This window comes from Archangium violaceum Cb vi76, from assembly GCF_000733295.1.
GTDB lineage: Bacteria > Myxococcota > Myxococcia > Myxococcales > Myxococcaceae > Archangium > Archangium violaceum.
Window position 1 is genome coordinate 36,462 of sequence record NZ_JPMI01000064.1, and the last position, 21,971, is coordinate 58,432.

General features: G+C 68.6%; 16 protein-coding genes. 5 read left to right on the forward strand and 11 right to left on the reverse strand.

The window, feature by feature from the left end; translation table 11 throughout:
* Positions 1–78 precede the first annotated feature (78 nt).
* From sitA5 to Q664_RS10600, 4 genes are read left to right on the forward strand one after another with little or no spacing between them, the layout of a single operon-like run.
* Positions 79–1,569, forward strand: a complete 1,491-nt coding sequence (gene sitA5, locus Q664_RS51910) for a SitA5 family polymorphic toxin (RefSeq protein ID WP_052517937.1) — start codon at positions 79–81, stop codon at positions 1,567–1,569.
* A complete protein-coding gene (locus Q664_RS10590; RefSeq protein WP_052517938.1) occupies positions 1,569–2,009 on the forward strand; it encodes an SMI1/KNR4 family protein in 441 nt (146 codons plus the stop codon). The genes sitA5 and Q664_RS10590 overlap by 1 nt, the downstream gene beginning before the upstream one ends.
* A gap of 58 nt (positions 2,010–2,067) precedes the next feature.
* Positions 2,068–2,583, forward strand: coding sequence for an SMI1/KNR4 family protein (locus tag Q664_RS10595; protein WP_160174377.1), 516 nt, complete (start codon positions 2,068–2,070; stop codon positions 2,581–2,583).
* 6 nt (positions 2,584–2,589) lie between these two features.
* Entirely contained in the window at positions 2,590–3,042 is a 453-nt protein-coding gene (locus Q664_RS10600) for an SMI1/KNR4 family protein (RefSeq protein ID WP_043393039.1), read from the forward strand.
* A gap of 47 nt (positions 3,043–3,089) precedes the next feature.
* Here Q664_RS10600 and Q664_RS10605 read toward each other — a convergent pair whose 3' ends face one another.
* From Q664_RS10605 to Q664_RS10635, 7 genes are all read right to left on the reverse strand, one after another.
* A complete protein-coding gene (locus Q664_RS10605; RefSeq protein ID WP_043393109.1) occupies positions 3,090–4,355 on the reverse strand; it encodes a reverse transcriptase family protein in 1,266 nt (421 codons plus the stop codon).
* A 212-nt stretch (positions 4,356–4,567) separates the two neighbouring features.
* The gene (locus Q664_RS10610) at positions 4,568–6,181 is read right to left on the reverse strand and encodes an SWIM zinc finger family protein (protein WP_052517939.1); all 1,614 of its coding nucleotides are present in this window, start codon (positions 6,179–6,181) and stop codon (positions 4,568–4,570) included.
* Positions 6,178–8,070, reverse strand: coding sequence for a hypothetical protein (locus Q664_RS10615; protein ID WP_043393042.1), 1,893 nt, complete (start codon positions 8,068–8,070; stop codon positions 6,178–6,180). Before Q664_RS10615 ends, Q664_RS10610 begins: the two co-directional genes overlap by 4 nt.
* 34 nt (positions 8,071–8,104) lie before the next feature.
* Entirely contained in the window at positions 8,105–10,474 is a 2,370-nt protein-coding gene (locus tag Q664_RS62105; RefSeq protein ID WP_043393045.1) for an SH3 domain-containing protein, read from the reverse strand.
* 3 nt (positions 10,475–10,477) lie between these two features.
* Positions 10,478–11,245, reverse strand: coding sequence for a PP2C family serine/threonine-protein phosphatase (locus Q664_RS10625; protein ID WP_043393047.1), 768 nt, complete (start codon positions 11,243–11,245; stop codon positions 10,478–10,480).
* Positions 11,246–11,261: 16 nt separating this feature from the next.
* The gene (locus tag Q664_RS10630) at positions 11,262–11,906 is read right to left on the reverse strand and encodes a vWA domain-containing protein (RefSeq protein WP_235216637.1); all 645 of its coding nucleotides are present in this window, start codon (positions 11,904–11,906) and stop codon (positions 11,262–11,264) included.
* Positions 11,907–12,033: 127 nt separating this feature from the next.
* Entirely contained in the window at positions 12,034–13,563 is a 1,530-nt protein-coding gene (locus tag Q664_RS10635) for an MSCRAMM family protein (protein ID WP_160174378.1), read from the reverse strand.
* Positions 13,564–13,732: 169 nt separating this feature from the next.
* On the opposite strand from Q664_RS10635, the gene Q664_RS10640 reads away from it, so the two are divergent.
* Complete coding sequence (locus Q664_RS10640; RefSeq protein ID WP_043393056.1) at positions 13,733–15,139, forward strand: cytochrome P450; 1,407 nt, start codon at positions 13,733–13,735, stop codon at positions 15,137–15,139.
* Positions 15,140–15,152: 13 nt separating this feature from the next.
* On the opposite strand, the gene Q664_RS10645 is transcribed toward Q664_RS10640, so the two are convergent.
* Genes Q664_RS10645 through Q664_RS10660 form a run of 4 tightly spaced genes read right to left on the reverse strand, consistent with a single transcriptional unit; the run spans position 15,153 to position 21,957 of the window.
* Complete coding sequence (locus tag Q664_RS10645; RefSeq protein WP_043393112.1) at positions 15,153–17,012, reverse strand: ATP-binding protein; 1,860 nt, start codon at positions 17,010–17,012, stop codon at positions 15,153–15,155.
* Between the two features lie 53 nt (positions 17,013–17,065).
* Positions 17,066–17,374, reverse strand: coding sequence for a hypothetical protein (locus Q664_RS10650; RefSeq protein WP_043393058.1), 309 nt, complete (start codon positions 17,372–17,374; stop codon positions 17,066–17,068).
* A 3-nt stretch (positions 17,375–17,377) separates the two neighbouring features.
* Positions 17,378–18,163, reverse strand: coding sequence for a hypothetical protein (locus tag Q664_RS10655; RefSeq protein ID WP_152622024.1), 786 nt, complete (start codon positions 18,161–18,163; stop codon positions 17,378–17,380).
* Positions 18,160–21,957, reverse strand: a complete 3,798-nt coding sequence (locus tag Q664_RS10660) for a hypothetical protein (RefSeq protein WP_152622025.1) — start codon at positions 21,955–21,957, stop codon at positions 18,160–18,162. Before Q664_RS10660 ends, Q664_RS10655 begins: the two co-directional genes overlap by 4 nt.
* Positions 21,958–21,971: the final 14 nt, after the last annotated feature.

Consider the following 21,971-nt stretch of genomic DNA (forward strand, 5'->3'; position numbering starts at 1 on the left):
CCAGATGGCAAGACGTGGGAGGTGACATCAGCGGCCGTTCACGGCGACGAGAGAAGGCTCGTAAGCTGCCGCGCCGCCATGCCGGACACCCTTCGCAGGAGCATTTTCGGAACGAGCCAGGTGGCGGTACGCCTGTTGGTGGCGAGCCTGCTGCTGGCCGCCTGCGCGACGGATGGAACACGGGTGGCCGACGCACACGGCCGCGTCCAGGTCCGACTGGAGACGGAGGAAGGCCCCTCGCGGACCTTCGCCCCTCCGCGCGTGATGCCCGTGCAGGTGACCGCAGCGCAGTTCGACTCGGCCATGGCGCGGCTGGTGGCCGGATTGGAGTTGCCCTCCCCTTCCCGTCATCGGCTGGCGCTCACCTCATGTGGCCAGCCTGGGCAGGAGGATGAAGGCGCGGCAGTGACGCAGGGCTATCGGTTCTGGTGCGAGCGTCGGGGTACCCCGGGCGATTGCCTGTCACTGCTGGGCAACGCGCGCTCCCTGGGAGCCGAGGCACGGCGCACCCTGGCGCTGACCATTGCCCTGGGTTCTGTCTGGGAAGGCTCGGTGGATGTCTGGGCCAGCATGGTGGACCCGGTGGCACTGCAATCCATGGTGATGACCGCCCTGGCCGGTTACCTCGCCATGCTCGCGTTTCCCAATCCGGTGACCCAGGCGGCCGCTGTCTCCTTCGGCTGCTTCATGGTGGCCTGGCTGGGCGTGGACACGGTGTGGAGCCTGTTGCAGGGCTGGAGGCAGTTGGAGCTGGAGACCCAGCAAGCGCGCACCTTCGCCGAGGTGCGCGAGGCCGGTGAGCGCTTCGGCCGGGTGATGGGCGCGCAGGTGGGGCGCCTGTTGGTGATGCTGGCGACAGCGGCCCTCGGCTCGACGACGAGCCTGCTCATGAAGGGGCCAGGGCTGCCGGGTTACGCGCAGGCCTCTCTCATGGCCAGGACGCAGATGGGCCTGGAGCTGGCGGCGGTAGGGCAAGTGCGGCAGGTGCTGGTGGGCCAAAGCAGCCTCACCCTGACTCTGGCTCCGGGCGCCCTCGCCATGGCCGCCCAGGGCACGGACGGGGGCGGAGACGCTCCGAGCAACCACCGCCTGCCATCCATCGAGTCATGGCGCAAACCGAGGTTCACCGAGGATGGGAAGATCCTGCCCTACCCCGGCACCAGGAATCCGCCCAAGCCCATCACGAACCTGGGCCGCAACCGGGCGGGACAAACCATCACGGATGGCAAGAACAACGTCCGATTCGACAAGGATGGATTTGCGGAGTTCGAAACGAAGTTCGAGACCATTCTAGATGACATCCACATTGGCAGTGGGCGCTCCGAACAGCATATGCGAGCAGCCAATCGAAGACTTTTCGATGCAATCAAGTCGGCTCCGGGCTTAGCCAAGGAACTCGGATTGAGCAGAACAAGCATCGAGCAACTCTTGACTCTAGACAGAGCTCCAAGAGGATACATCTGGCACCACCATCAAGATGTCTGCAGGATGCAACTCGTACAAGAGGAAGCGCACATCCTCTCGCGTCCACACACGGGTGGCATGGCCATTTGGGGAGGAGGGCACTGATGACGACATTGAACTGGATACCCTACGTCTGGGACGAGTCCCGCCCAGCCGCATCCAGAGAGTTCGAGCAACTCGAGCACCGGCTGGGCATTATTTTTCCCGAGGCCTACAAGGAAGTAGCCGCGCAGTATCAGGGAATGACGCCTCATCCAGCTGTCTTCAACGTGGGCAGAGGCACCAATGTCATCAATGTGCTCTTGACGATCATCGAAGACAGCGAGTGGCGCACATACTCCGTCATGCGTGCATATGAGGCAGTGAAACCTCACATCCCCAGTGGCATCTACCCGTTCGCCAGTACCCCTGGTGGTGAGTACTTGTGCTTCGACTACAGAGACTCACCAGAGCAGCCCAGGGTTGTCCTGGTGACGGCGGAAATGTCCATCCACCCTGTCGCGGACAATTTCAAGTCGTTCATGAATGGCCTCTACAGCGGATAGACCGTCCCCCAGGAGTACACGTGGCGTTATTCGCTGGGTATCCCTCGGGATGAGACAGGTGACGGAGCGCAAGTTGGTGGCATGCCTGCTGCTGACCGAGTGCGCAACGGATGGGATGCGCTGGCAGGAGTCAAGAGCAATGACTGTTCGATGGATGAATTATCTCTGGGAAGAACCTCACCCGGCCACTCCAGATGAGATCGGAGTCCTCGAGCACGAATGGGATGTGCTGCTTCCCGACGAATTCAAGAGAATCATCTCCACTCGTCAAGGCATGACTCCAGAGTTTCCCGTCTTCGATGTGGACCAAGGAACCGATGTCTTCAACACGCTCTTGACGATCCACGAAGAGGAGAAATGGCAGGAGTATTCCGCGAGGAGGGTATTTGAAGCGCTGAAACCCCATGTTCCCACAGGGATATTCCCATTCGCCGACACTCCTGGTGGCCAGTACATATGCTTTGACTATCGGAACACACCTGCACAGCCCACAATCGTCCTCGTCACCGTCGAGATGGATATCTACCCCATCGCGAACAGCTTCTCCGAGTTCCTGGAGATGCTGCATGACTAGGTAGCCATGGGGATTCAATGGAAGCCCTACTTGTGGGCCGAACCCCATCCAGTGGACTCACAGGTTCTCGACCAACTCGAGCACCAATGGAACGTCAAGCTACCTCAGCAGTACAGGGAACTCGTCCTCGAACACCAGGGAATGGGTCCTGAACCTTGCGCCTTCGATGTTGGCACAGGCAATGACGCGTTCAGCGTCTTGTTGATCGTCAGCGCTGACAGAGAAAAGGAGGCGTACTCCGTCAAACAGGCGCGTCGCGTACTGGAACCGCATGTTCCAGCGGGGATCTTTCCCTTCGCGCTCACTCCCGGCGGTGAGTACTTGTGCTTCGACTACAGAGAATCATCGGAGCAACCCAAGGTCACCCTGGTCACCGTGGAGATGTTCATCTACCCCGTAGCGGACAGCTTCACGGACTTCATGGCCCGCCTGCATGACGGCGAGAACCCGCCCGCGTAACCTCTTCATGCCCGACGGTAAATACATAGTACTGGGCTGAGCTTCACCTACCTGGACGGCTTCCACCGTTTGCGCAGGACGGCGGCCTGCTCGGGATTGAGCATGGAGAGGTAGGCCAGCTTGCCCTCGATGCGCGCGGCGGCCTCGGGACCAGTGCCCTCCTTCCGGGCCTGGTGGATGGCGGCGCGCAGCTTCCGGCGCTCCTGGCGCGACAGGCCGAGCGTCTCGTTCACCACCACCCCCGTCACCTGTTGCCGGCGCCCTCGCCGGGCCACTCGCGTCTTGGCCTCGTTCACCCGGAAGCCCTCGGTCTCGATGAGGCGCTTCGCCCCTGCGCGCAGATCCTTCAGTGCCTCCAGCGAGCCTCCCGAAAAGCACAGGTCATCCGCGTAGCGCGTGAAGGAAAATCCGTGCTTGCGCGCGAGCCCCGCGAGCCGCAGGTCCAATCTCCTCACCACCGCGTTGCACAGGCCCGGGCTCGTGGGAGCCCCCTGAACACAGGCGCGCGGACCTACCGGCACGTGCAGCCGGACTCCGTTCATCTCCACCGGCTGGCGCTCGGCCTCCGTCATCAGCGCGGCGAGTGTGGCCGCCACCGTGTAGCCATAGCCCAGTGAGATCAACAGACCCCTCACCCGCACGTACGTGACCGAGGGGAAGAAGTCGGCGAGATCCATCTTCAACACCACCGCCTTGCCCACGTGGGGCTCGGCTCCGGTACGGATGGAGCGCCCCGCCCGGAATCCGTGCGCGTGCCCACTCACCGGCAGCTTGTCCACCAGCAGCGGCAGGAGCTTGCGCTGCAGCGCCTTCAACCGGCGCTTGGGCGCCATGATGAGCCGCCTCCCCCCATTCCGCTTGGGAATGGAGAAGGTGACGTAGTGCGGAACGCGCTCGGCCTCCCGGTGGATGGAGAAGAAGCGCAGCTCCCTCACGGAGATGCCCAACGCCACCGCCACTTCTCCCTCGTCCCGCCACACAGGCAAGCCGAGCCGCTGCAACTGCGCCTCGTCCGGCAGGAGATCACTGATGTGCCGGTTGCGCGTGCGCAGCGTCCCGGCGAAGAGCCGGCGGGCCTCGCTCGCCTCCATCCACTTCTTGCGCTTCCCGATCAGCGGCGCCTTCGGCTTCGGCTTGGGCAACAGCCGGGGATCTCGCCGGACCGTGCGGCGGTGCCCAGGCTTGAGCGGGCCGGATTCGGGCCGCACCACCTCCTGCACCGTATCGAGCGAGCCGCTCTCCCGCTCCAGACGCGAGACGTCCCGCACCAGCTTGGGACGCAAGAGCCCCTTGAGCCAGTCAACGAAGCCCATGAGCCTCCCCTCCTCTGGCTCGAACGCCTGCATCCGAGGGAGCCGGTCGCGCGTCACTCTCGAAGCTCTGGACCCATGGGTCCCGGCGTTCCGTACGCTGGGTCCCGTGGCGAGGTGAAGGCAACATGACACCGCCGCGGCGAAACACCACGGCACGAATGGCTGACTCCCGGGCGAACGGCTCCCCCGGATGAAGCTCGGCCCTTATCGTCCTACGTCTCTTCACCGTCAAGCTCCTCTCCCGCTCCGCCGCTCCCGCCCTCCTCCGTGGCACGGGGAGGCTTCGACAGCGCCTCGGCCTCCGGCGACACGGCGGCCGAGGTCGCCATGTCCCGGCGTGCTCCCGCGCTCGCCGTCAGCAACGCCAACATGTGCTCACACGGCCCCTGGTTGAGGATGTTCTCCAGGAAGAAGTCACAGCCACAGGTGGCGAAGATGAGCCGCTCCTCGTCGTTGAGGACGAGCTCCACCCGGGACTGCTCCGCCACGGCCCCCGCCACCACCTGGTCTCGATGGATGATCTCCCGGCGCACCGTCCCCTCGGGCGTGTGCAGCGACTTGAGCTTCCGCGTCTCGCGCGGCGTGACGGACTCCACCTTCACCCGGCCCTCCTGGAGCAGCGCGTTGGCCCGCTCGCGCCGGAGGTCCGGAGGGAAGAGGCGCTCCTCGTCCACCGGTGTCTCGAAGAGCTCGCGGTGACGGTACTCGCGGCGCTGCACGTCGAAGATGGTCATGCCCGCCCGGCACAGGTGGAACAGGGCCCGGCTCGTGTCCGGTTTGTCCGCCCCCACAGCCTGGGCAAGTGCCTCCACACTGGCGGCCTGCCGCTCGCGCAACACGGCGAGCACCCGCTCCTTCACTCCCGGAGTCACCGGTGCGTCCGGCGTGAGCAGATCGAAGCTCCCCGTGCCGCTGAAGCGCTGGGCGCTCCACCCGGTGAGCCCCAGCACCCACGTCACCCCGGGCAGCTCCACCGCGTAGAAGCTCGGCAGGGCCCGGCCCTTGAGGAAGACGTCCACCTTGTTCGCGTAGGGCAGCAACGGCTCGAGCAGCCGCAGCCGGCGGCGGCCCCAGGTCCGCACGGTGCGGGGCTCGTCGTAGCCGTGTTCCGCTCCCCGCAGGACGATGCGCTCCTCCCATGGCTCCAGCACCAGCGCCGCGGGCTGGCCGGGCTCGAAGACGTAGCGCAGCGCTCGCGGCGATACCTTCGCATGGCTGAAGCGCAGGAATCGCAGGGCCGCGACCAGATCCACCGGACGCACCGTGAGCCGTGTCCCCGGCAGCGCCATGGCGCCCTGGAGCTGGAGGAAGCCGCGCACCCACGCCTCGGGCAATTCCACCTTCTTCTCGAAGCGGCCTCCAGCGCCTTCCGTTCGCACCTCGAGGCCGGGCTTCTCGATGCGCAACCACGTGTCACGCGAGGAGCGCATCTCCCCCAGCGCCGCCCACAGCCACGCCGTGAAGTCGACGTTCGTGGTGCCGCACTCCACCTCCCCTTCGGTCTCGAACAGCTCCCGGTCGATGATGACCAGACCGTAGGCGCTCTGATCCTGGCTGAAGGCCTCGAAGAAGACACGGTCGCGATGCACGGTGACGACCGGGTCGAGCACGCCCCAGAGGTATTCCTCCGTGGACGCCCAGGAGTCATCGGACCAGATGAGCTCGCCGAGCGCCTGGAGCGCGAGCCTCACCGAGAGGACGTGCTCGCGGATGCGGCCGTGGAAGCGCAGCGGGCGGCGGAGATTGGGAGACAGGCCGAGCTGCGCCCGGTCCCAGTCCGAGGTGAAGGCGCTGGGGATGGCGTAGTCGACGAGGAGCGGAATCACGCGGCACCTCCGTACACCACCGGCTGCTCGGAGGGGCCCCGGAGCGCGGGCCAGCGGTGGAGGATGTCGGCGAGTATCCCGAGCAGCGCCTCCTTCGGGTACCGCTGGTCCGGCAGGTCCAGGGCATCCCGGATGCGGCCCACGAGCTGGCGCGCTGCGGCCTCGTCCCGGACGGCGTTGCGCAGAGCCCCCAAGGCCATCAACCGCGTCTTGCGATGCAAGGGACGCAGGAGGGTGGCCTGGAGCAGATCCACGTTCCGCGCGGCCAGGGTCCGGGCCCGCTCGTCGTCCCGGCCGAGCACCCGGAAGGCGAGCGCCTGCACGTGGATCTGCGGCGACTCGAGCAGATCCCTCACCGCGCGTGCATCCGCCGCGTAGTGCGCGTGGGCCCGTTCGAAGAGGAGCCGGGCCAGCCGGTTGTGGCGGACCAACAGGCCGTAGTCGCCAATGGCGAAGGCCGGCATCTTCCCCAGCACGGTGGCCGCCCGGGAAACGAACGTCTCGGGCGAGCGTGCCAGCAACGCCTCGTAGGAGGCCGAGAGCCGCTCGATGCTCTCGGCCCACGGAGAGGGCTGCCGCGAGGCGCCGTAATGAACGCTCTGGAGCGCCACGCGGCTGGCGAGGTAGTCCACCAGTGGCGCGTCATCCCGCTCGATGGCGCGGGTGGTGAGCTTCGGATAGGTGCCATTCCACCCGGGAGAGACGTGCCGCAGGAAGGGGCCGCGCACCAGGTCCGGGAAACGCTCGTACAGCAGCACCGCCGTCTCGTCCTCGAGCGGCTGCACCTGGACGAGGCCAAGGCCGGGGAAGTTGAGCTCCCGGCCCACTCCCGCGAGCAGCAGGAGCCGCCTCCGCACCTCGTCTCCGGACAACCGCGAGCGCTGGAGGAGGCCGAGCACCTCGCGGGCATAGGTGTCGGGAGCCGCCGAGGTGCACATCAGCGCGGACCACAGATCCAACCATTCCCGCTCGCGCGCCAGCTCCACCAGTTGGGAGAAGCTCCGGTTCAGGGGCACCCAGGGCTGGCGGACGTCGCGCACGTGGCGCAGCAGGTAGGGCACGACATCCCGGCCGCGCTCGCGAGCGAGTGCGAGGAACGTCGTGGCCGCGTCCTTGAGCCATTGCGCCGGGTGCCGCTGCTCGAGCGCCTCCACCAACGCGCCAGGCTCCCGGACGCTGCCGCACAGCGCCAGCACGTCCTGCTTCCAGGTCTCCTCCGGCACCTGCCGGCGGTAGAGGTCGAGGGCGAGCGCCTCGTCGCCGCGCTCGCGCGCCAGGGCGGGCAGCTTCTGCCAGGGGGAGCTCCGGCCGAAGCCGTGCCACCGCCTCCAGGGCAGGTGCGCGAGGATGAAGCCGCGCGAGACCACGGCGTCCGCGGTGTAGAGGGTGATGGCCGCCGGCTCGTCGAGCTCGAAGGGGAAGTCGAACTGTGTCAGCACGAGCTGGCGCTGGGCCCGGGTGGAGGCCGCGCCGTAGCGGGCCAGCAGATCCCCGAGCCAGCGCTTGCGGCGCACCTCCCCATCATCGTCCTGGAACTGGAGCCGGTACAACCGGCGGAACAGCTCCACGTCTCCGGAGCGCTCGACATCCTGGAGCCACCGCTCGAAGAGCTCCGCGGTGGGCCCCTCGAAGACGGATTTTGGGCGGCCTCGCGTGTCGAAGGTGAACTGCGGGAAGCGGGCGAGGATGAAGGGACGGAAGACGGTGCGGTTGCGGTAGTAGAGCCCGGGACCCCAGAGGGCGATCAGCCCCGGGAAGGGCCAGCGCGTGGCCATCTCCTCCATCCCCTGCCGCAACTGTCCGTCATCCAGGTCCATCGCGAAGAGGCCCCGCAGGGCCTGCTCCACCTCGCGGCTCTCCCGTAACCACCGTTGCTGCGGAGTCTCCACGCGCTCCCTCCCGGTACGAGCGTACCCGAAGGGCTCACGGAGGTGACCAGCAGCCTGGACCCGTCCACCCCTCGCGGCCTCCCGCGAGCACCACCTTGCGCCACCCGCCCTCCTTCGCCACCACCTCCAGCAGGCTTCCCGCCGTCAGCCGCTCCACCACCGGCGCTCCCGTGGTGGCCTCCTCCCGCGCCAGGCAGTCCGTTGGCAACACCTCCGCCTCGGCGGGCTCCTCGGAATCCCGCGCCACGGGAGGCGGTGCCACCTTCACCTGCTCCACCGTCCCCGTCGTGGCCCGGTTCACCAGCCCCACCACTCCGCCCAGCATCACCGCCAGGACCATGGCCAACAGGACGCGCCGGTCCTCCCACACCGGAGGCTTCAGCGCCGCCTCCACCGCTGGACGCGTCGCGGGCATTCCCAGGTTGGCCCGCATCACGCCCTGCCAGGCCTCCTCCAGCTTCGCCGCCAGCTCGCCCGAGCGCTTCGTCATCTCCCGCGACCACGCCCGCAGCGGCGCCACCTCCGCCTCCAGCCGCGAGCGCAACGACGCCTTGCGCTGCAGGAAGTGCGACACCAGCGCCCGCCGCTCCGCTTCGCTCACCGCCAGCCCCGGATCGAACCGGAAGCCCTTCTCCACCTCCTTCGCCCACGCGAGCAGCTTCGTCGTCCGCACCTCACCGAAGCCCGGCACCTGCCTCACGTCCTCCTTCAGCACGTCGTACGCGGACTCGATGCCCCAGCGCACCAGGTTCGCCTTCAGCACCTGCTTGATGCCGTCGATCTCATGGTCCTCGATGAGCGCTCCGCGCAGGAACTGCTCGCGCTGCATCGCCTCGCGGTGCTGGAGCTGCCGCCGCTGCTCGGCCTCGAACTCCGGTTGCAGCTTGCCGTACTCCGCGCGCAACCCGTGCAACAGCTGGCGCGCCCGATCCGCCATCCGCTGGAGCTCGTCCTTGAACCGCTCGGACTCGGCCTGCGCCGCGGCCATGCCCGCCTCCGCCTGCCGCAACAACCCCTGCTGCTCGGCCACCTCCACCGGGAGCCGCTGGTGCTTCCGGCTCAGCCACCACACGACCGCGGCACTGCCCAGCAGCGTGCCGCCCGGCACCAGCAGCAATCCGCCCACCCTGGCGGAGACCAGCATCACCAGCCACCAGCCCACCGTGGCCAGCACCCCGCCCACCAGCATGGCCACGCTGGCCTGCCGCACCCGCTCCACCTCGGCCTGGAGCTCCGCCGGCAGCCGGTCCGGAAGCGCGGGCATCGGCGGCGGCGCCACGGGCGAAATGAGGTTCGGCGCCAGCAACCGTTGCGACTCGGTCCACAGCGGCTCCAACTCCTGGAAGGTGCACGTGAAGCCCTGGGGCCCCGGGGCCGTGTTCCGCGGCGCGCCGAAGAAGGCCACCCCGCGCGTGGCCATCATCTGGCACCACGGGCAGGTCTGCAGGTGCTGCGGATACTTGTGCGTGGGCTCCTGGGCACAGCTGCGCAGCGAGCGCGCCAGGGCTTGCAGGGCCCGGTACCACTCGGTGGCGCCCGGCCGGCCCACCCTCGGGGCATCCGGCGCGAAGGCATCCTCGAAGAGCCGGCCCAGCTCCGGTGTCAGCGTCCCCAGGGGCAGGTGGATGGCCGGCGGCGTCATCTGCAGCGCCCGCGCGTTGCGGCCATAGGCGAAGCGGAACTCGCGGATGGCCCGCTCCGGCGTCATCTCCCCCTGCCCCGTGAAGACGCCCGTGAAGGGATGGCGCCCCAGGAACAACAGGTGGAAGAGCAACACCCCCAGGCTGAAGCCCTCGTGCGAGGGCGTCCGCTCCAGCCCCCCGAAGGCCTGGCCCTGCAGCTCGGGAGGCGTGAAGAGCGGCACGCCCACCTCGCAGCGGAACACCCGCTTGTCCGCGCGAATCTGGAACGAGTCGCAGTCGATCAACCGCACCGTGGCGTCCCGCGGCGACACCAGCAGGTTGCTCTCGTTGACGTCCCCCACCAGGTGGCCGACCGCGTGCAGCTCCTCGAAGACGCTGGCGCAGTTGAGCGCCGTCTGGACGAGGAAGGACCAGTCCGCGGTGGGGAACTCCTTGCGGCGGCTGGCCGTGGAGTACAGCAGGTGGATGGGCTTGAGGCCGCTCACCCGGGGCATGGTGAAGCCCCGCACCGGACCACCCGCCCGGCCCTCGTGCAGCACCTCCTGCGGCCAGGCCGCCAGCTTCTCCACGCCCGGCGGTGCATGGGCCGCCATCCACGTCAGCTTCTGGCCCTGCTCGGCCGGCGGCGCCGTCAGGTACACCTTCGCCACGCGCGAGGCGTCCTTCGGCAGCACGTACACCACGCCCTCGCCTCCGCGCCCCACCTCGGGGCCCAGGGCCACCCGCTCACCCCGCGAATTGAAGAGGACGGGCTGGGACACGTGCTACCCGGCTTCTGGCGAGGACTCGCGCACGGCGAGCACGAGCGTCTTGTCGTCATCCGTGCGCTCGTTCACCGCGGGCGAGTCCAGGAACGAGCGCAGGGGCACCACCAGATCGTCCGGATTCGCGGCGCCACGCAGCGCGGTGAACAGGGGCTCGAAAAAGGGACGGTGCACCGAGCGCGAGGCGAAGTGCAGCGCCAGCATCTGCAAACCATCGGTGAACAGGGCCACCTCGTCCACGGACTCCCGGCTCACCACCTGCAGCACCTGCTCCAGGTCCGCCGAGGTGAGGAACCACGTGGTGTTGGCGTACTCACCCGCCTGCGGCCAGAAGATGGGCACGTAACCCTCGCCCTCGCGCACGACGATGGCTCCATCCCCTACCTGCGCGAAGACGGCGGCGTGCTCGCCCACCACCGCCGTCAGCAGCGTGCAGGACAGCTCGCGCAGCGGCACCTCCCGCCGGGCGGCCTCCTCCTCCAGCGCCCGCCGCACCTGCCGGTACCAGTCACGGATGCGCTCTGGATCCCGCACGGCCTCCGGGCCCTCGCGCTCGAGCGCCTCGCAGGCCACCTGCACGAAGCGCCGGCACGCCAGCGCCGAGCCCTCCTGGCTCAGCCCGACGCTGCCCGCCCCATCCGCGCAGGCCACCACCAGGAAGGTCTCCTGCCCGGGGCTCGTCACCGTCCCGTCGCAGCTGTCCTGGCAGGGCGTGGCCAGGCGCCGGTGCGAGGTTCCCTCCAGGGACTGCTGGAGCAGCCTCCACATCGCGATACTCCCCGCCCTACACGGAGGCCCAGCCGCCGGGTGCCGCCGGGTTGACCAGCCGCACCTCGTCGGTCGTCTGCGAGCGCGAGACGGCCTTCTGCGAGTTGGACAGCCACTGGAACAAATCCCTGAAGCGCAGCCCGTCCAGCTTGAGCGGCTCGCGCACGGAGATCTGCTTGAGCACGTCCAGGTTGGCTCCCTCCACGCCCACGGAGAAGAAGGAGAAGGCCTTGCTGGCCTCGCCCTGGCGCACGCGCTCGGCGGCGGCCTGCCACGCGTCCGTGGGGCCTCCATCCGTGATGAGGAAGATCCATGGCCGGTAGAAGAGGATGCCGTTCTGCCGGTAGAGGCTCTTGCGCGCCGACAGCAGGTCCGTGGCGCGGACGATGGCCTCGCCCATGGGGGTGTTGCCCTCGGCCGTCAGCGCGGTGGGGAAGAAGGCCTCGGCGGTGGAGAAGTCGTGCAGCGTCTGCACCTGGCCCCCGAAGGTGACCACCGCCACCTCCACCCGCTTGGAGGCGAGGCTGTCCGCGGCCAGCTCGTCACGGTACTGGAGCAGTCCCGCGTTGAGCGCCTCGATGGGGCGCCCATTCATGGAACCGGAGGTGTCCAGCAGCAGCACGCACGGGCAGCGCGGCTCCGGGTTCTCGGCGAACGACAAGGCTCCAAATGGTACTTGCTCGGCCACGAGGCCCCCTCTCGGGTGCGCGGGGCGGGTCTCCCCCCCTGGGTCGAGGGCGGATCTACCAGGGCTGCCCCGGGTTGAACAGGCACGGTTCGTCCAACCCTCACGGGCGGCGGTCCTCCACCGCGGGCCCCCGAAGCAGCTTGAGCCGCAGGTTCGCCGCCGGCAGGCGTACCTCTCCCCTGGCCGCCTGGAACCGCTCACCCGGCGAGAGCTCGTACGCATAGCGGCCCGGCGCCAGGCCATCCACCTCGAAGCTCCCATCCTCGGCCGTCGTGGCGCTGCCCCCACTCCGTCCATCGAGCGCGGTCAGGACGATGCGGACCCCGCCCACCCCGCGACCCCCGGGATTCACGATGCGCCCTCGCGCGGGCGCGGCTGGAGGGAGGACGGCATCGGCCGGGAAGGTGCCTCCCGCGTTCAGCTCTCCGGCGAGGGGCTCGGGTGGGGAGACGTGGCCACGGGCCTTGAAGGAGAGCCGCACCTGGCCCCGCTCCATGCACTCGAAGCGGAAGCGCCCCTCCGCGGAGGTGGTGGCGAGCATCTTCCGCCAGGTGCCCCCTCTGCCGAGCAGCAGCTCCACCTCCGCCCGGGGGATGGGCTCCCCGGTGGGGCGCGAGACACGCCCGGCCACTTCGGCGCAGGGCTCCAGGGTGAGCCGGACGTCCGTGGCGTCCCGGTCCTCGGGGATGAGGACCGTGGCCATCGCGAGCTCCCGCCCCTCGCGCACCGTCAAGGCGTAGGAGCCAGGCGGGAGTCCCGCCAGGTGGAAGTCGCCCTGCTCGCGGGTCTGGATGAGCCCTTGCAACCCCTGCCCCTCGAGCCGGACGCGGAGGCCGGCCTCGCCATTCCCACCCGAGCGGAGCACGCGGCCCGAGAGGCTCCGGGGCACGTGGAGGTGAAGGGTGGTGCCCTCGGCCCCCGCCGGGCCCGCGTCCGCGAGGCGCCCGGGAAGCGAGGCGACCACGTGGTACTCGCCCGTGGGCACTGATGGAAACGTGGCCTGTCCTCCGTCGTCCGAGACCGTCAGGAAGGCCTGGCCTCCCACCTGGGGCAGCAGCGCGACCCGGGCCCCGGGCAGGGGCCGCCCCGAGTTCCCATCCTCCACGGCCACCTGGATGCTCCTGCCCTTCTCCAGCAACACCCCGACCACGTTGGCCCCGGCGGGAACGGCGGCCAGGAAGGCGGTTCCCCGCGGACCACTGACCCAGAGGTCATAGGTGGACTCCCGGAGCTGGGAGAACTCGAACCAACCATCGGCCCCGGTCACGGTCCGGGCCATGGGCGCCTCGAGGCCGAGCCACTCCGCGGTCCGCGCGAGCTCCCCCTTCATCGCGCCGCACCCGGGGTCGAGCATGGTCATCCCGGGCACCCCGGAGGAGCAGGCCCGCGCGGACAGGGGCACATCGGCATGGGGGACGGCGCTCACCGTCACGCCCCCCGCGGGCTTGCCCTCCCAGGTCACCACGCCCCGGAGGACGAGCGGCCCGCTGGGAAGCGGCTCCCGGGAAGGCCCGGCCGGCCGCTGGGGAGCGGATTCTCCGGAGGACGGAAGCGCACCGGTCTCGTGCGCACAGCCCGCGGCCCCGAGCACGAGGACTCCCACCACCACTGATGCCAACAGGCGCGACACACCAGGCTCCCGGACGTTCATGAGACGGCGTGGACTCTACCCGCTCCTCCTCCGCCGGAGTGACCGGGGCGTGACGGCCCGGCCGGCCCCTCGCGCCCGGGGCGGTCACCCGGGAATCACCGCCGTGCGGCATCTCTCCGCGCACGACCCTTTCCGGAGGATACCCACCTTGCAGCCCACGCCCATCCGCCGCACCCCACCGGGGCCGCCGCCCATGCCGCTGCTCGGCGAGTTCGGCAGCCAGTTCCGCCTCTTCAGCGACTTCATCGGCGGGCTCTCCGAGCTGCAACGCCATGGTCCGCTCGTCAGTCTGGCCCGTGGCTCCGGCCGGCACATCCTCGTGTTCGCTCCCGAGTACGTCCAGCAGGTGCTCGGCAACCCGGGCCTCTTCCTCTCGCTCGAGCCGGCGAAGAACGCGCCCCCGGGCTCGTCCCTGCGGCGCCTGTGGACGGGGCTCGGCACCACCAACGGCGAGGTGCACAAGAAGGGGCGCCGGCTGATGCTGCCCGCCTTCCACAAGAAACGCGTGGAGGGCTACCGCGACGACATGGTCTCCCTGTTCCAGCGCATGCTCGACGGCTGGCGGCCCGGCGAGACGCGCGACGTCTCCGCGAACATGCGGCGCGTCACCCTGCTGGTGGTGACGAAGGTGCTCTTCGGACTGGAGGATGAACAGGAGTGCCTCGCCCATGGCGAGCTGCTCTCGGAGTGGTTCCGCCTGTTCGGCAGCGCCTCGGTGCAGTTGCTCCAGCACGACTGGCCGCTGCTGCCCTACCGCCGGGTGATGCGGATCTCCGAGCGGGGCGAGGCCGCCATCCGCGACCTCATCGCCCGCAAGCGGCGCGAGGGCGGCGGAGGCAATGACGTGCTCTCGCTGCTGCTCGAGGCGCGTGACGAGGACGGGGGCTCGCTCTCCGACGAGGAGCTGGTGGGCCACATCACCATCCTCTTCATCGCCGGCCACGAGACCACCGCGAACGCGCTCACCTGGACCCTGTTCCTGTTGGATCAGCACCCCGAGGTCCACGCCGCCCTGGTGGACGAGCTCCAGGGCACCCTGCGGGGCGAGGCCCCGGCGCTCGAGCAACTGGAGCGGTTGCCGCTGCTGGACCGGGTCATCAAGGAGAGCATGCGGCTCCTGCCTCCCGTGCCGCTGAGCCAGCGGGTGGCGGCGGCCCCGTTCGAGATGGGCGGCTACTCCTTCGACGCGGGCACGGAGCTCATCTACAGCCCCTACGTCACCCACCGCATGCCCGAGCTCTACCCCGAGCCCGCGCGCTTCCTTCCCGAGCGCTGGAAGACGTTGGATCCGCCCGTGTATGCCTACATCCCGTTCGCCAACGGGCCCCGCCGCTGCATCGGCGCCACCCTGGCGATGATGGAGCTCAAGCTGGCCCTGGCCATGATGCTGCAACGCTACAGGCTCGCCCTGGTGCCCGGCTCCCGCATCGATCGCGAGGTGTTGATCACCCTCAGCCCCAAGCACGGCATGCCCATGACGGTGCACGCCCAGGATCGGCGCTTCACGCGGGCGCCCTGGCGCGGCAACGTCCGCGAGATGCTGGCGCTCGAGTGAGGCGTGGCCCCTGTCAGGGCTCGCCCGCCTCGAACCAGTGGTGCGCCACCACCTCGGGCGGTGCCTTCATGCGCTCGAGCACCTCTCCCAGACGCACGTGGAGCATGCGGCGCAGGGGCTCGGGGATGGCCCCCGCCACCGCCTCGTGGACGAGATCGTGCGTGAAGCGCTCGCCCGCCATCACCTGGGCCGCCTCCAGCTCCACGGCGGCCTCGCCCACCTGCAGCGCGCCCACCTCCAGCACCGCGGACGCCAGCGCATAGGAGAACCACGTGCGGGCCAGGGCCGCCACGCGCGCCAGCCGGAGCGCCGAGGGAGACAGCGCCTCCAGCCGCCGCTGGATGAGCCGCCCCACCCTGCCAGGAGGAGGCAGCCGCTCGGGCCAGTCCCCCTCCAGCGCGCCCGTCTCCACCAGGTGCTTCACCGTCTCCACCACGTAGAGGGGATTTCCGCCGGTGTAGCGGGCGATGCGCTCGGCGTGCCGCTCCGCGCCGCCCAGGCCCAGCCCGGCCAGCAGGGAGCGCACACCTTCGGGCCCGAGCGGCCGCAACTCCACCACCCGGGCCACCCCCGCGTCCTCCAGGCCGCGCACCAGGCTCCACAAGCTCTCCGAGCCCTCTCCCTTGCGCAGGCCCTGGATGCACCGGGGGAGACCCGCGCCATTCGTGGGGTACATGCGGCCGAAGGAGTAGCGGGTCAGGGCCAGGTCCGCCTCGGAGAAGTAGTGCATGTCGTCCGAGACGAGCGTGTCGTAGGTGCCCATCAACCGCGTGGACATCTCGGTGATGGCGTCGAAGAGACGCATCCGGTCCGGTTCGCTGCTCACCGGAGGCAGCGCCTCGCCCGGCTCGGCCAACTCGGGGAGCAGCCGCGACAACTCACGGCGAGCCCACTCTGGAATCTGGACGTCCGGGCGTACCGCTCGCCATTCCCGCAGCGAGCGCACCGTGGTGGCGAAGGGCACCTCCCTGTCTCCCGGGCGCCCCTCACAGCGGACCCAGCGCCCACGCGACTCGGCGAAGTCGGTGATGAGCCGGCTCTTGCCCACGCCCGGCTCTCCGATGATGACGAGCACCTGGCCCGCCTCCCAGGCCTCCAGGAGCACCTGCCACTCCGCCTCGCGCCCGGCGAGGACGGGAGGGCGCAGGATGTTCATCGGCAGGGGCCTGCGCGTGGCGGTGGCGCCGGGAAGCTGGGTGCCCTGCTCGAGGAGTCTGGCGAGCGCGAGCGTCTCCGGCAGGGGCTTCACGCCCAGCTCGCGCTCCAGGGTGCGCTCGAGCCGCTCGAAGACCTTCAGGGCGGCGCCGCGCTGTCCCTGGAGGTAGAGGAGCCGCATGAGGTGGCGGCCGGCTTCCTCGGACTCGGGCTCGCGGCTGGCCCAGGCCTCGGCGAGCGCGAGCGCACCCGCCAGGTCTCCCGCCGCCTCGCGCCGGGCGAGCTCCGCGACGCGCGCCTTCCGCCACCAGCCCTCCACCCTGGCCCGGGCCCCGTCGAGCCAACGCGCCAGCTCGGGGCTGTCGTCGAATTGCAGGCCGGCGAGCAGCTCTCCCTCGGAGGTCCCAGCCGGAAGGACGGAGTCCCGCAGTTGCAGCGCGTCCACCAGCACGTGGCCGGAGAGCTGGAGGGACTCCTCGCCCTCGAGCAGCTCGTCTCCGTCGCAGGCGAGCCGCAGCCGGCGCTTGAGCTGGCGCAGGTTGTTGCGGGCCGTCGCCTCGGGCGAACCGGGCCACAGCAGGGCGGACAGGACGGCCCGGGAGCATTGTCCCTCCAGCGCCACATAGGCGAGCACCATCGCACCGGTGTCCGCGAGGGAGACCTGACGCACGCCATCGGAGAGTGAGGGAGTGCCGAGGAAAGACAAGCGCCAACGCATTCCAGGTGGACGGGCCACCCCCCCGGGGGCCCCAGCTCTCGCAGGCGACAGGCTCATGAGTGGGACGGATTTCTACCATGCCCCTCTCTCGTGGGCATCCGGACGAGCGCCCGCGCCGCATGGTGAACGAAGAGCACCTGCCGCGGCTGGACCGAGGCGAACAGGTCTCGCAGACGCGCGAGCTCCGGGGTGTGCGAGACGGAGCGCACCTCCGGGTAGGGCACTCCATCCGGACCGGGAAGGAACACCGCCGCGCCCGAGGCATCGGTGACGGGGACGACCACGGCGAAGCCAGAGGGCTCGGCGCTGGAGCGTGCCCAGGAGAGCGGGTGCCCGGTGGTCCACGGACCCGTGTACGTCACCCGTCATTCATTCCGGAACCACTTCGCCGGGATGCCCAGCGCGGAGAGAATCCGCTCGGGCACGCGCTCGCCCTTGATTTCGGTGACTCTCGGCAGAGACGAATGCTCACGAGGGGGTTGGGCATATTGTCCAATGCACTCGCCTCCTCGGAGAATGTTGACAAAGAATATATCGAGGCTTGGAGAGGCGATTACCCCATACGCGGTCGCAATGGGGCGCCGTTCAGATATGTTAATATCCGCGAAGCCTATGTCGCCTGTGTCGCTGGCAATGAGGAGCCCTTGCGGCGTGTCCTCGAGCCGGTAGTGCCCTGGCTCGAGGGGCTCGCCAGACTCCTCTTCTAGTATTCCGTACGCCTCCTGTGCTCGGACGCCTTCAACCAATGCGACATGCCGCAGCCGTTGTTCCATCGGCAGGTCTGAATGTTCCTTGCTCTCTGGCAGCGGACAGCCGAGAGATTTCGCCAGGGCCTCTGGGCCGACATCCTCCACCGCTCCCACACCGTTTCGAAATGACATGATCAGCCACGGATCCGTGGCGCGATTGATCGAGTACACAGGCTCATCGAATTGGAGTGACAAATCTTCAGCGATCTGCAACTCGGCGCCCACGTCGTTGGGATTCGTACCCACGATGGCATGATAAAGGCCACTCCCTGAAATGACGTCGAAGGACGGCTCCTTTCCATCCTCTTCGTCCGTCTCCAACATCAACGCATCACGAACGTGTCCCTCAAGCCGCGCGGGATCGCCTGGAGTCAGGACCGCCCAGAGAGGCCACTTGCTCACGGTATACCTCCGGACAATTTCTCTGGCAGCTTGAGTGCCGCTCGCAGCTGCATTGTCTTCTCCAACATCAGCGATTCCTCCAAACATATGAGAGTCGTATCTCGTGCGTTTTTCAGGAGGAAAGCTTCCAGTTTCGCTCTGGTAGGCCCACTCAACCCATCTGTGCTGACGAGGAATGGCGTCCCTCTAGGCGCCTTCGCCGCGTCCTTGAGTTGGTCGAGTAGGCGCTGGAGTTGCTCGGTCAGCGCCTGCTGCCCTTTGTTGAGCGTCTTCGCACGCTGCATTGCCGTCCAGGCGTCGAGCGCCTTACGCCACTTGTTGTCATTCCAGCCCTTGACTTCTACTCCGTGTTGAAGTCTTGAGCGGCCCATCGACGTCAATTCGCGATCGATGATGTGCCCCCCTTCTAACGGCACCTGCCGCCCTGTCAGACGAAAGCCTGGGAAGAGCTTTTGCGCATTGCGCTCTGTCAATAATTCCGCGGCGATTCCTCGGAGTTGCTCACGCGCCCGTAGTTGCTTCGCCAGGTTCCCTGGCTCCGCTGCTGCCTGCTGGAACAGCCTCCAAGGCGTCCGTGTGTCCCTGGCCATCGCATTGAGATCCTCCAGGGACAGCCCCGTCGCGCGCAGCCAACCCAGGTCCACGCTGCCCTTGCGCGCCTTCCTCGCCAGCTCAATCACTGCCTCGACGTCCAATTGAGGGTGCCTGACGAGCCACTCGGCTTGCGACAAGAATGCAAGCGGGTCCTTCAGGCTCGGAGTTCCCGAGCGCCACAGTAGTTCCGCGAGTGCTGGCTTCGCCGCACCGCGGGTGGCGACACGCATGTTTTCCACCGCGGCGAGGTACGCCTGAGCCTTGTCGGCCGGCAGCGCCGCCGCTCGCCGTGCCACCGAACCGTAGGCGAGCGTCATCTCCTGGCTCTCCGCCGCCAGCAGCTTCAACGCATCCAATGTCTTCTCTGCCTGCTGGGCCGCGAGCCCCGCCCTGCGAATGCCGCCGAGGGCCCGTGCAGCGGCGATCTCTCCGCGGATGGCGAAGAAGGCCTGCTTGAAGGCCTCGGCACCGCCAGGAAGAGAGAACCTCAGCCCGTCCGGTGTCGCAACGGCCTTGCCCTGGGCAAGCATCCGCTCCAGCGTTTTCACCAAGGCCTGGACTGACTCCACCGACTCGCGCATGCCGGACGAGGCCCGGGCGCCAGCCGCATTCAACGCCAGCCCTCCCCGGTGTACCAGCTCGCGTCCTATACCCGAGGTGGCAAGTTTGTAGATGTCCCGGGCGGCCAGCGCCACCATGGCCGCGTCATGTACTGCGAGAAAGTCCCGTCCCTCTGGCGTCTGCGACAGCTCGTCCCGGTACGTGTCCACCACCGCCAGAGTCGCCACCCACGAGATGCGGCCCACGAAGAGGCGCACCGCCGTTCCGCGTGCCGCCGCCAGCGTGCCGCCTTGCGCTACCGTGGCTGGCACTCCTGTCAACAGCGGTGCCTTCGTCAGGGCGGAAACGGCGCCGTACACCATGTGCATCTCACTGATTCGGCTCACCGCCGACCACACCAGTGTCGTGTCCGGCGTGGAGGCGAGCAGGGCCAGCTCCATGGCCGTCATCAGGTGCGTGCGCGGCTGTGGCCCATGCACTTCCAGCCGTACCCATTCCAGTGGGTGCAGAGCCCGGCTGCGCGGCGCCTCGTCCACCGAGGACAGGTAGCGGGCCTGGAATTCCTGCCGCACCGGCTGGAAGTAAAGCGCCATGCGCCTGGAGGGCCCTACCGCTTCTCCGGGCAGAGCGGGTTCGGCTCCGAGGCGCACTCCCTGCTGCTCCTCCCACGCCTCCGGCGCCACCAACACCGTGGACACCAGCCCAGAGGGGATGTTGAGCAGGTATGTCCTCTCGCCCTCACGCCCCAGGTGGAAGGTGGGCAGGGACTCGAGGAGGTCCAACACGAGGGGAAACGAGGCGAGTGCCTTCTGGGTGAAGGCTCGTCCCAACAACACCTTGCTGTCCGGTGCCTGGGTGCCAAGCAGCTTCTCCAGCGCTCCACTCGAAGTGAGCCTGCGCTCCAGGGGTGGAAATTCCCGGTCAGGCGTGGACAGCAGTACACGCGCGAGCAGGTCCACTGCCTCCTCCTTCATGTCCGAGGTAAGCGCGGGGCCCGTGAGGATGGTAGTGAAGACGCCCAGTCGCTCGTCCGGAGTGAGGAGGGCGAGCACGTCATGGTCGAGGGAGACAAGGGGCTGGGGCGCTTGCGGTGTCGCCGTGGCGAGGGCTGTCTGGAGGAGCTCTCGTCGCAAGGCCGCCAACTCGCCCGTACCGGCGCTCAGCCCCGGCCGCCAGTGCCCCGGTCGAATGAGGAGCGTGCCTGGGTAGTACCAGTAGGCATTGCCCTCGGGGTGCTCGAGCGGATCGGGAGCAGCGGCAACGGTGTTGAATTCGGCGCTGTAGCCCCGCCAGCGCCCGTCCTCTCCGGGGATGATGACGCGCGGGCTTCCACGAGGAGCGTTGCGCACGCGCAGCTCCGCACGCTCCAAAGATGTTTCCTCGGTGAGCAGCAGCAGGGTGCGCACCTGGACACTCGAGCTGTCGGCGAAATAGAAGCGGCCCACGACGCTGCCCGGAGCGAGGACGGGCGAGCCATCCGTGACGCTGTAGCTCGCCTTGAAGCGTTTGGAACGCAGAGCGATGGCCTTCTGCAGGGGCTCGGCGGCGTCTCCGAGAAGGTGCCCGCGCTGCGACTCGTCCCTCAAGGGCTCAAGCGCCTGAAGATACCGGTCGAAGTAGCTCTGCCCGGCCTCGTCCAGAATGTCCGAGCGTTGAGCCCAGCGCAGGCCGCGCTCCACCAGTGCGGCGGCTCCGGCCCTGTTCAAGGAGGCCACCGCAAGCTGGGAGCGGCTCCAAACGACATCCGCCTCCAACTGCGCATCCAGGGCATGGCGCATGGTGGCGAGCAACTCCGGCACGAGCGCTGACGGTTGGCGCACGCGCACGCAGACGGGGAGGCCCTCCACAGCGCTGGAGGGGGGTGCTCGGGGCTCGATGTCGAAAGCGCCTGCCTCCGCGGTATCCCCGAAGAGTCGCGAGGCTATTTCCTCACGCGAGGCATACCCGGGAACCCACAGCAACTCGGGCCGAGCCGGGTCCACTTGAACAGGGATTGGCGCCAGGTCGGGCGAGAGGGCAGCCCACGCGTCGGCCTCGTCCTCGAGCGTGTCCTCCTGCTCGGACTCTGGCGGCTCGTTCTCCAGCCACTCTGGAGGGATTTCCTCCGTAGGGGGGAGGCGCCAGGCGCGCTCCAGAGCGGGCTCTCCCGCGTACTTCCAGTCCCACTCATACGTGAGGGTGAGGTGCTCTCCGGCGCCAACTCCCTCCGGGACGTCTACCTCCACCTCCTCCCTTCCGCGCTCGCGGTTGACTACCCGGGGCAAGGCCGCGGGCGGGTAGGCATCGAGCGAGTCCACCCGCAGCCGCTGGTCCTCGCCCCAACCGAGCGCCGCTGCGGCGATGACTTCCGCACCTGCCTTCACCACCAGACGGCCCGGATCCACCACACGGAGGGCGAGTACGCCGTCCTTCCAGTCTTCCAGGCGGGGGCTGAGGGCTTCCGCTCGCGAATGCGCTTCGGCCGAGAGCGTCACCCGCACTCGTCTCAACTCCGCGCCGGCCGCGCTCATGCTGACCACGAGACAGCTCGCGAGCAGGAGAGCCTGGAAACCTCCCCAGGGCTTCAGGGCCACCAGGGCGGTGCCGAGGCTGTCCCCTCCAGGGCGCTTTCGGACGACGATTGCGTAGTCCTTCGCCATACGGGGTGCCCCTT

Coding starts and splice junctions, on each gene's coding strand:
- Q664_RS10605 (WP_043393109.1), bottom strand. CDS start 4,355: ATGGGCTTCGTTGACTGGCTCAAGGGGCTCTTGCGTCCCAAGCTGGTG.
- Q664_RS10600 (WP_043393039.1), top strand. CDS start 2,590: ATGGGGATTCAATGGAAGCCCTACTTGTGGGCCGAACCCCATCCAGTG.
- Q664_RS10590 (WP_052517938.1), top strand. CDS start 1,569: ATGACGACATTGAACTGGATACCCTACGTCTGGGACGAGTCCCGCCCA.
- Q664_RS10645 (WP_043393112.1), bottom strand. CDS start 17,012: ATGCGTTGGCGCTTGTCTTTCCTCGGCACTCCCTCACTCTCCGATGGC.
- Q664_RS10660 (WP_152622025.1), bottom strand. CDS start 21,957: ATGGCGAAGGACTACGCAATCGTCGTCCGAAAGCGCCCTGGAGGGGAC.
- Q664_RS10625 (WP_043393047.1), bottom strand. CDS start 11,245: ATGTGGAGGCTGCTCCAGCAGTCCCTGGAGGGAACCTCGCACCGGCGC.
- sitA5 (WP_052517937.1), top strand. CDS start 79: ATGCCGGACACCCTTCGCAGGAGCATTTTCGGAACGAGCCAGGTGGCG.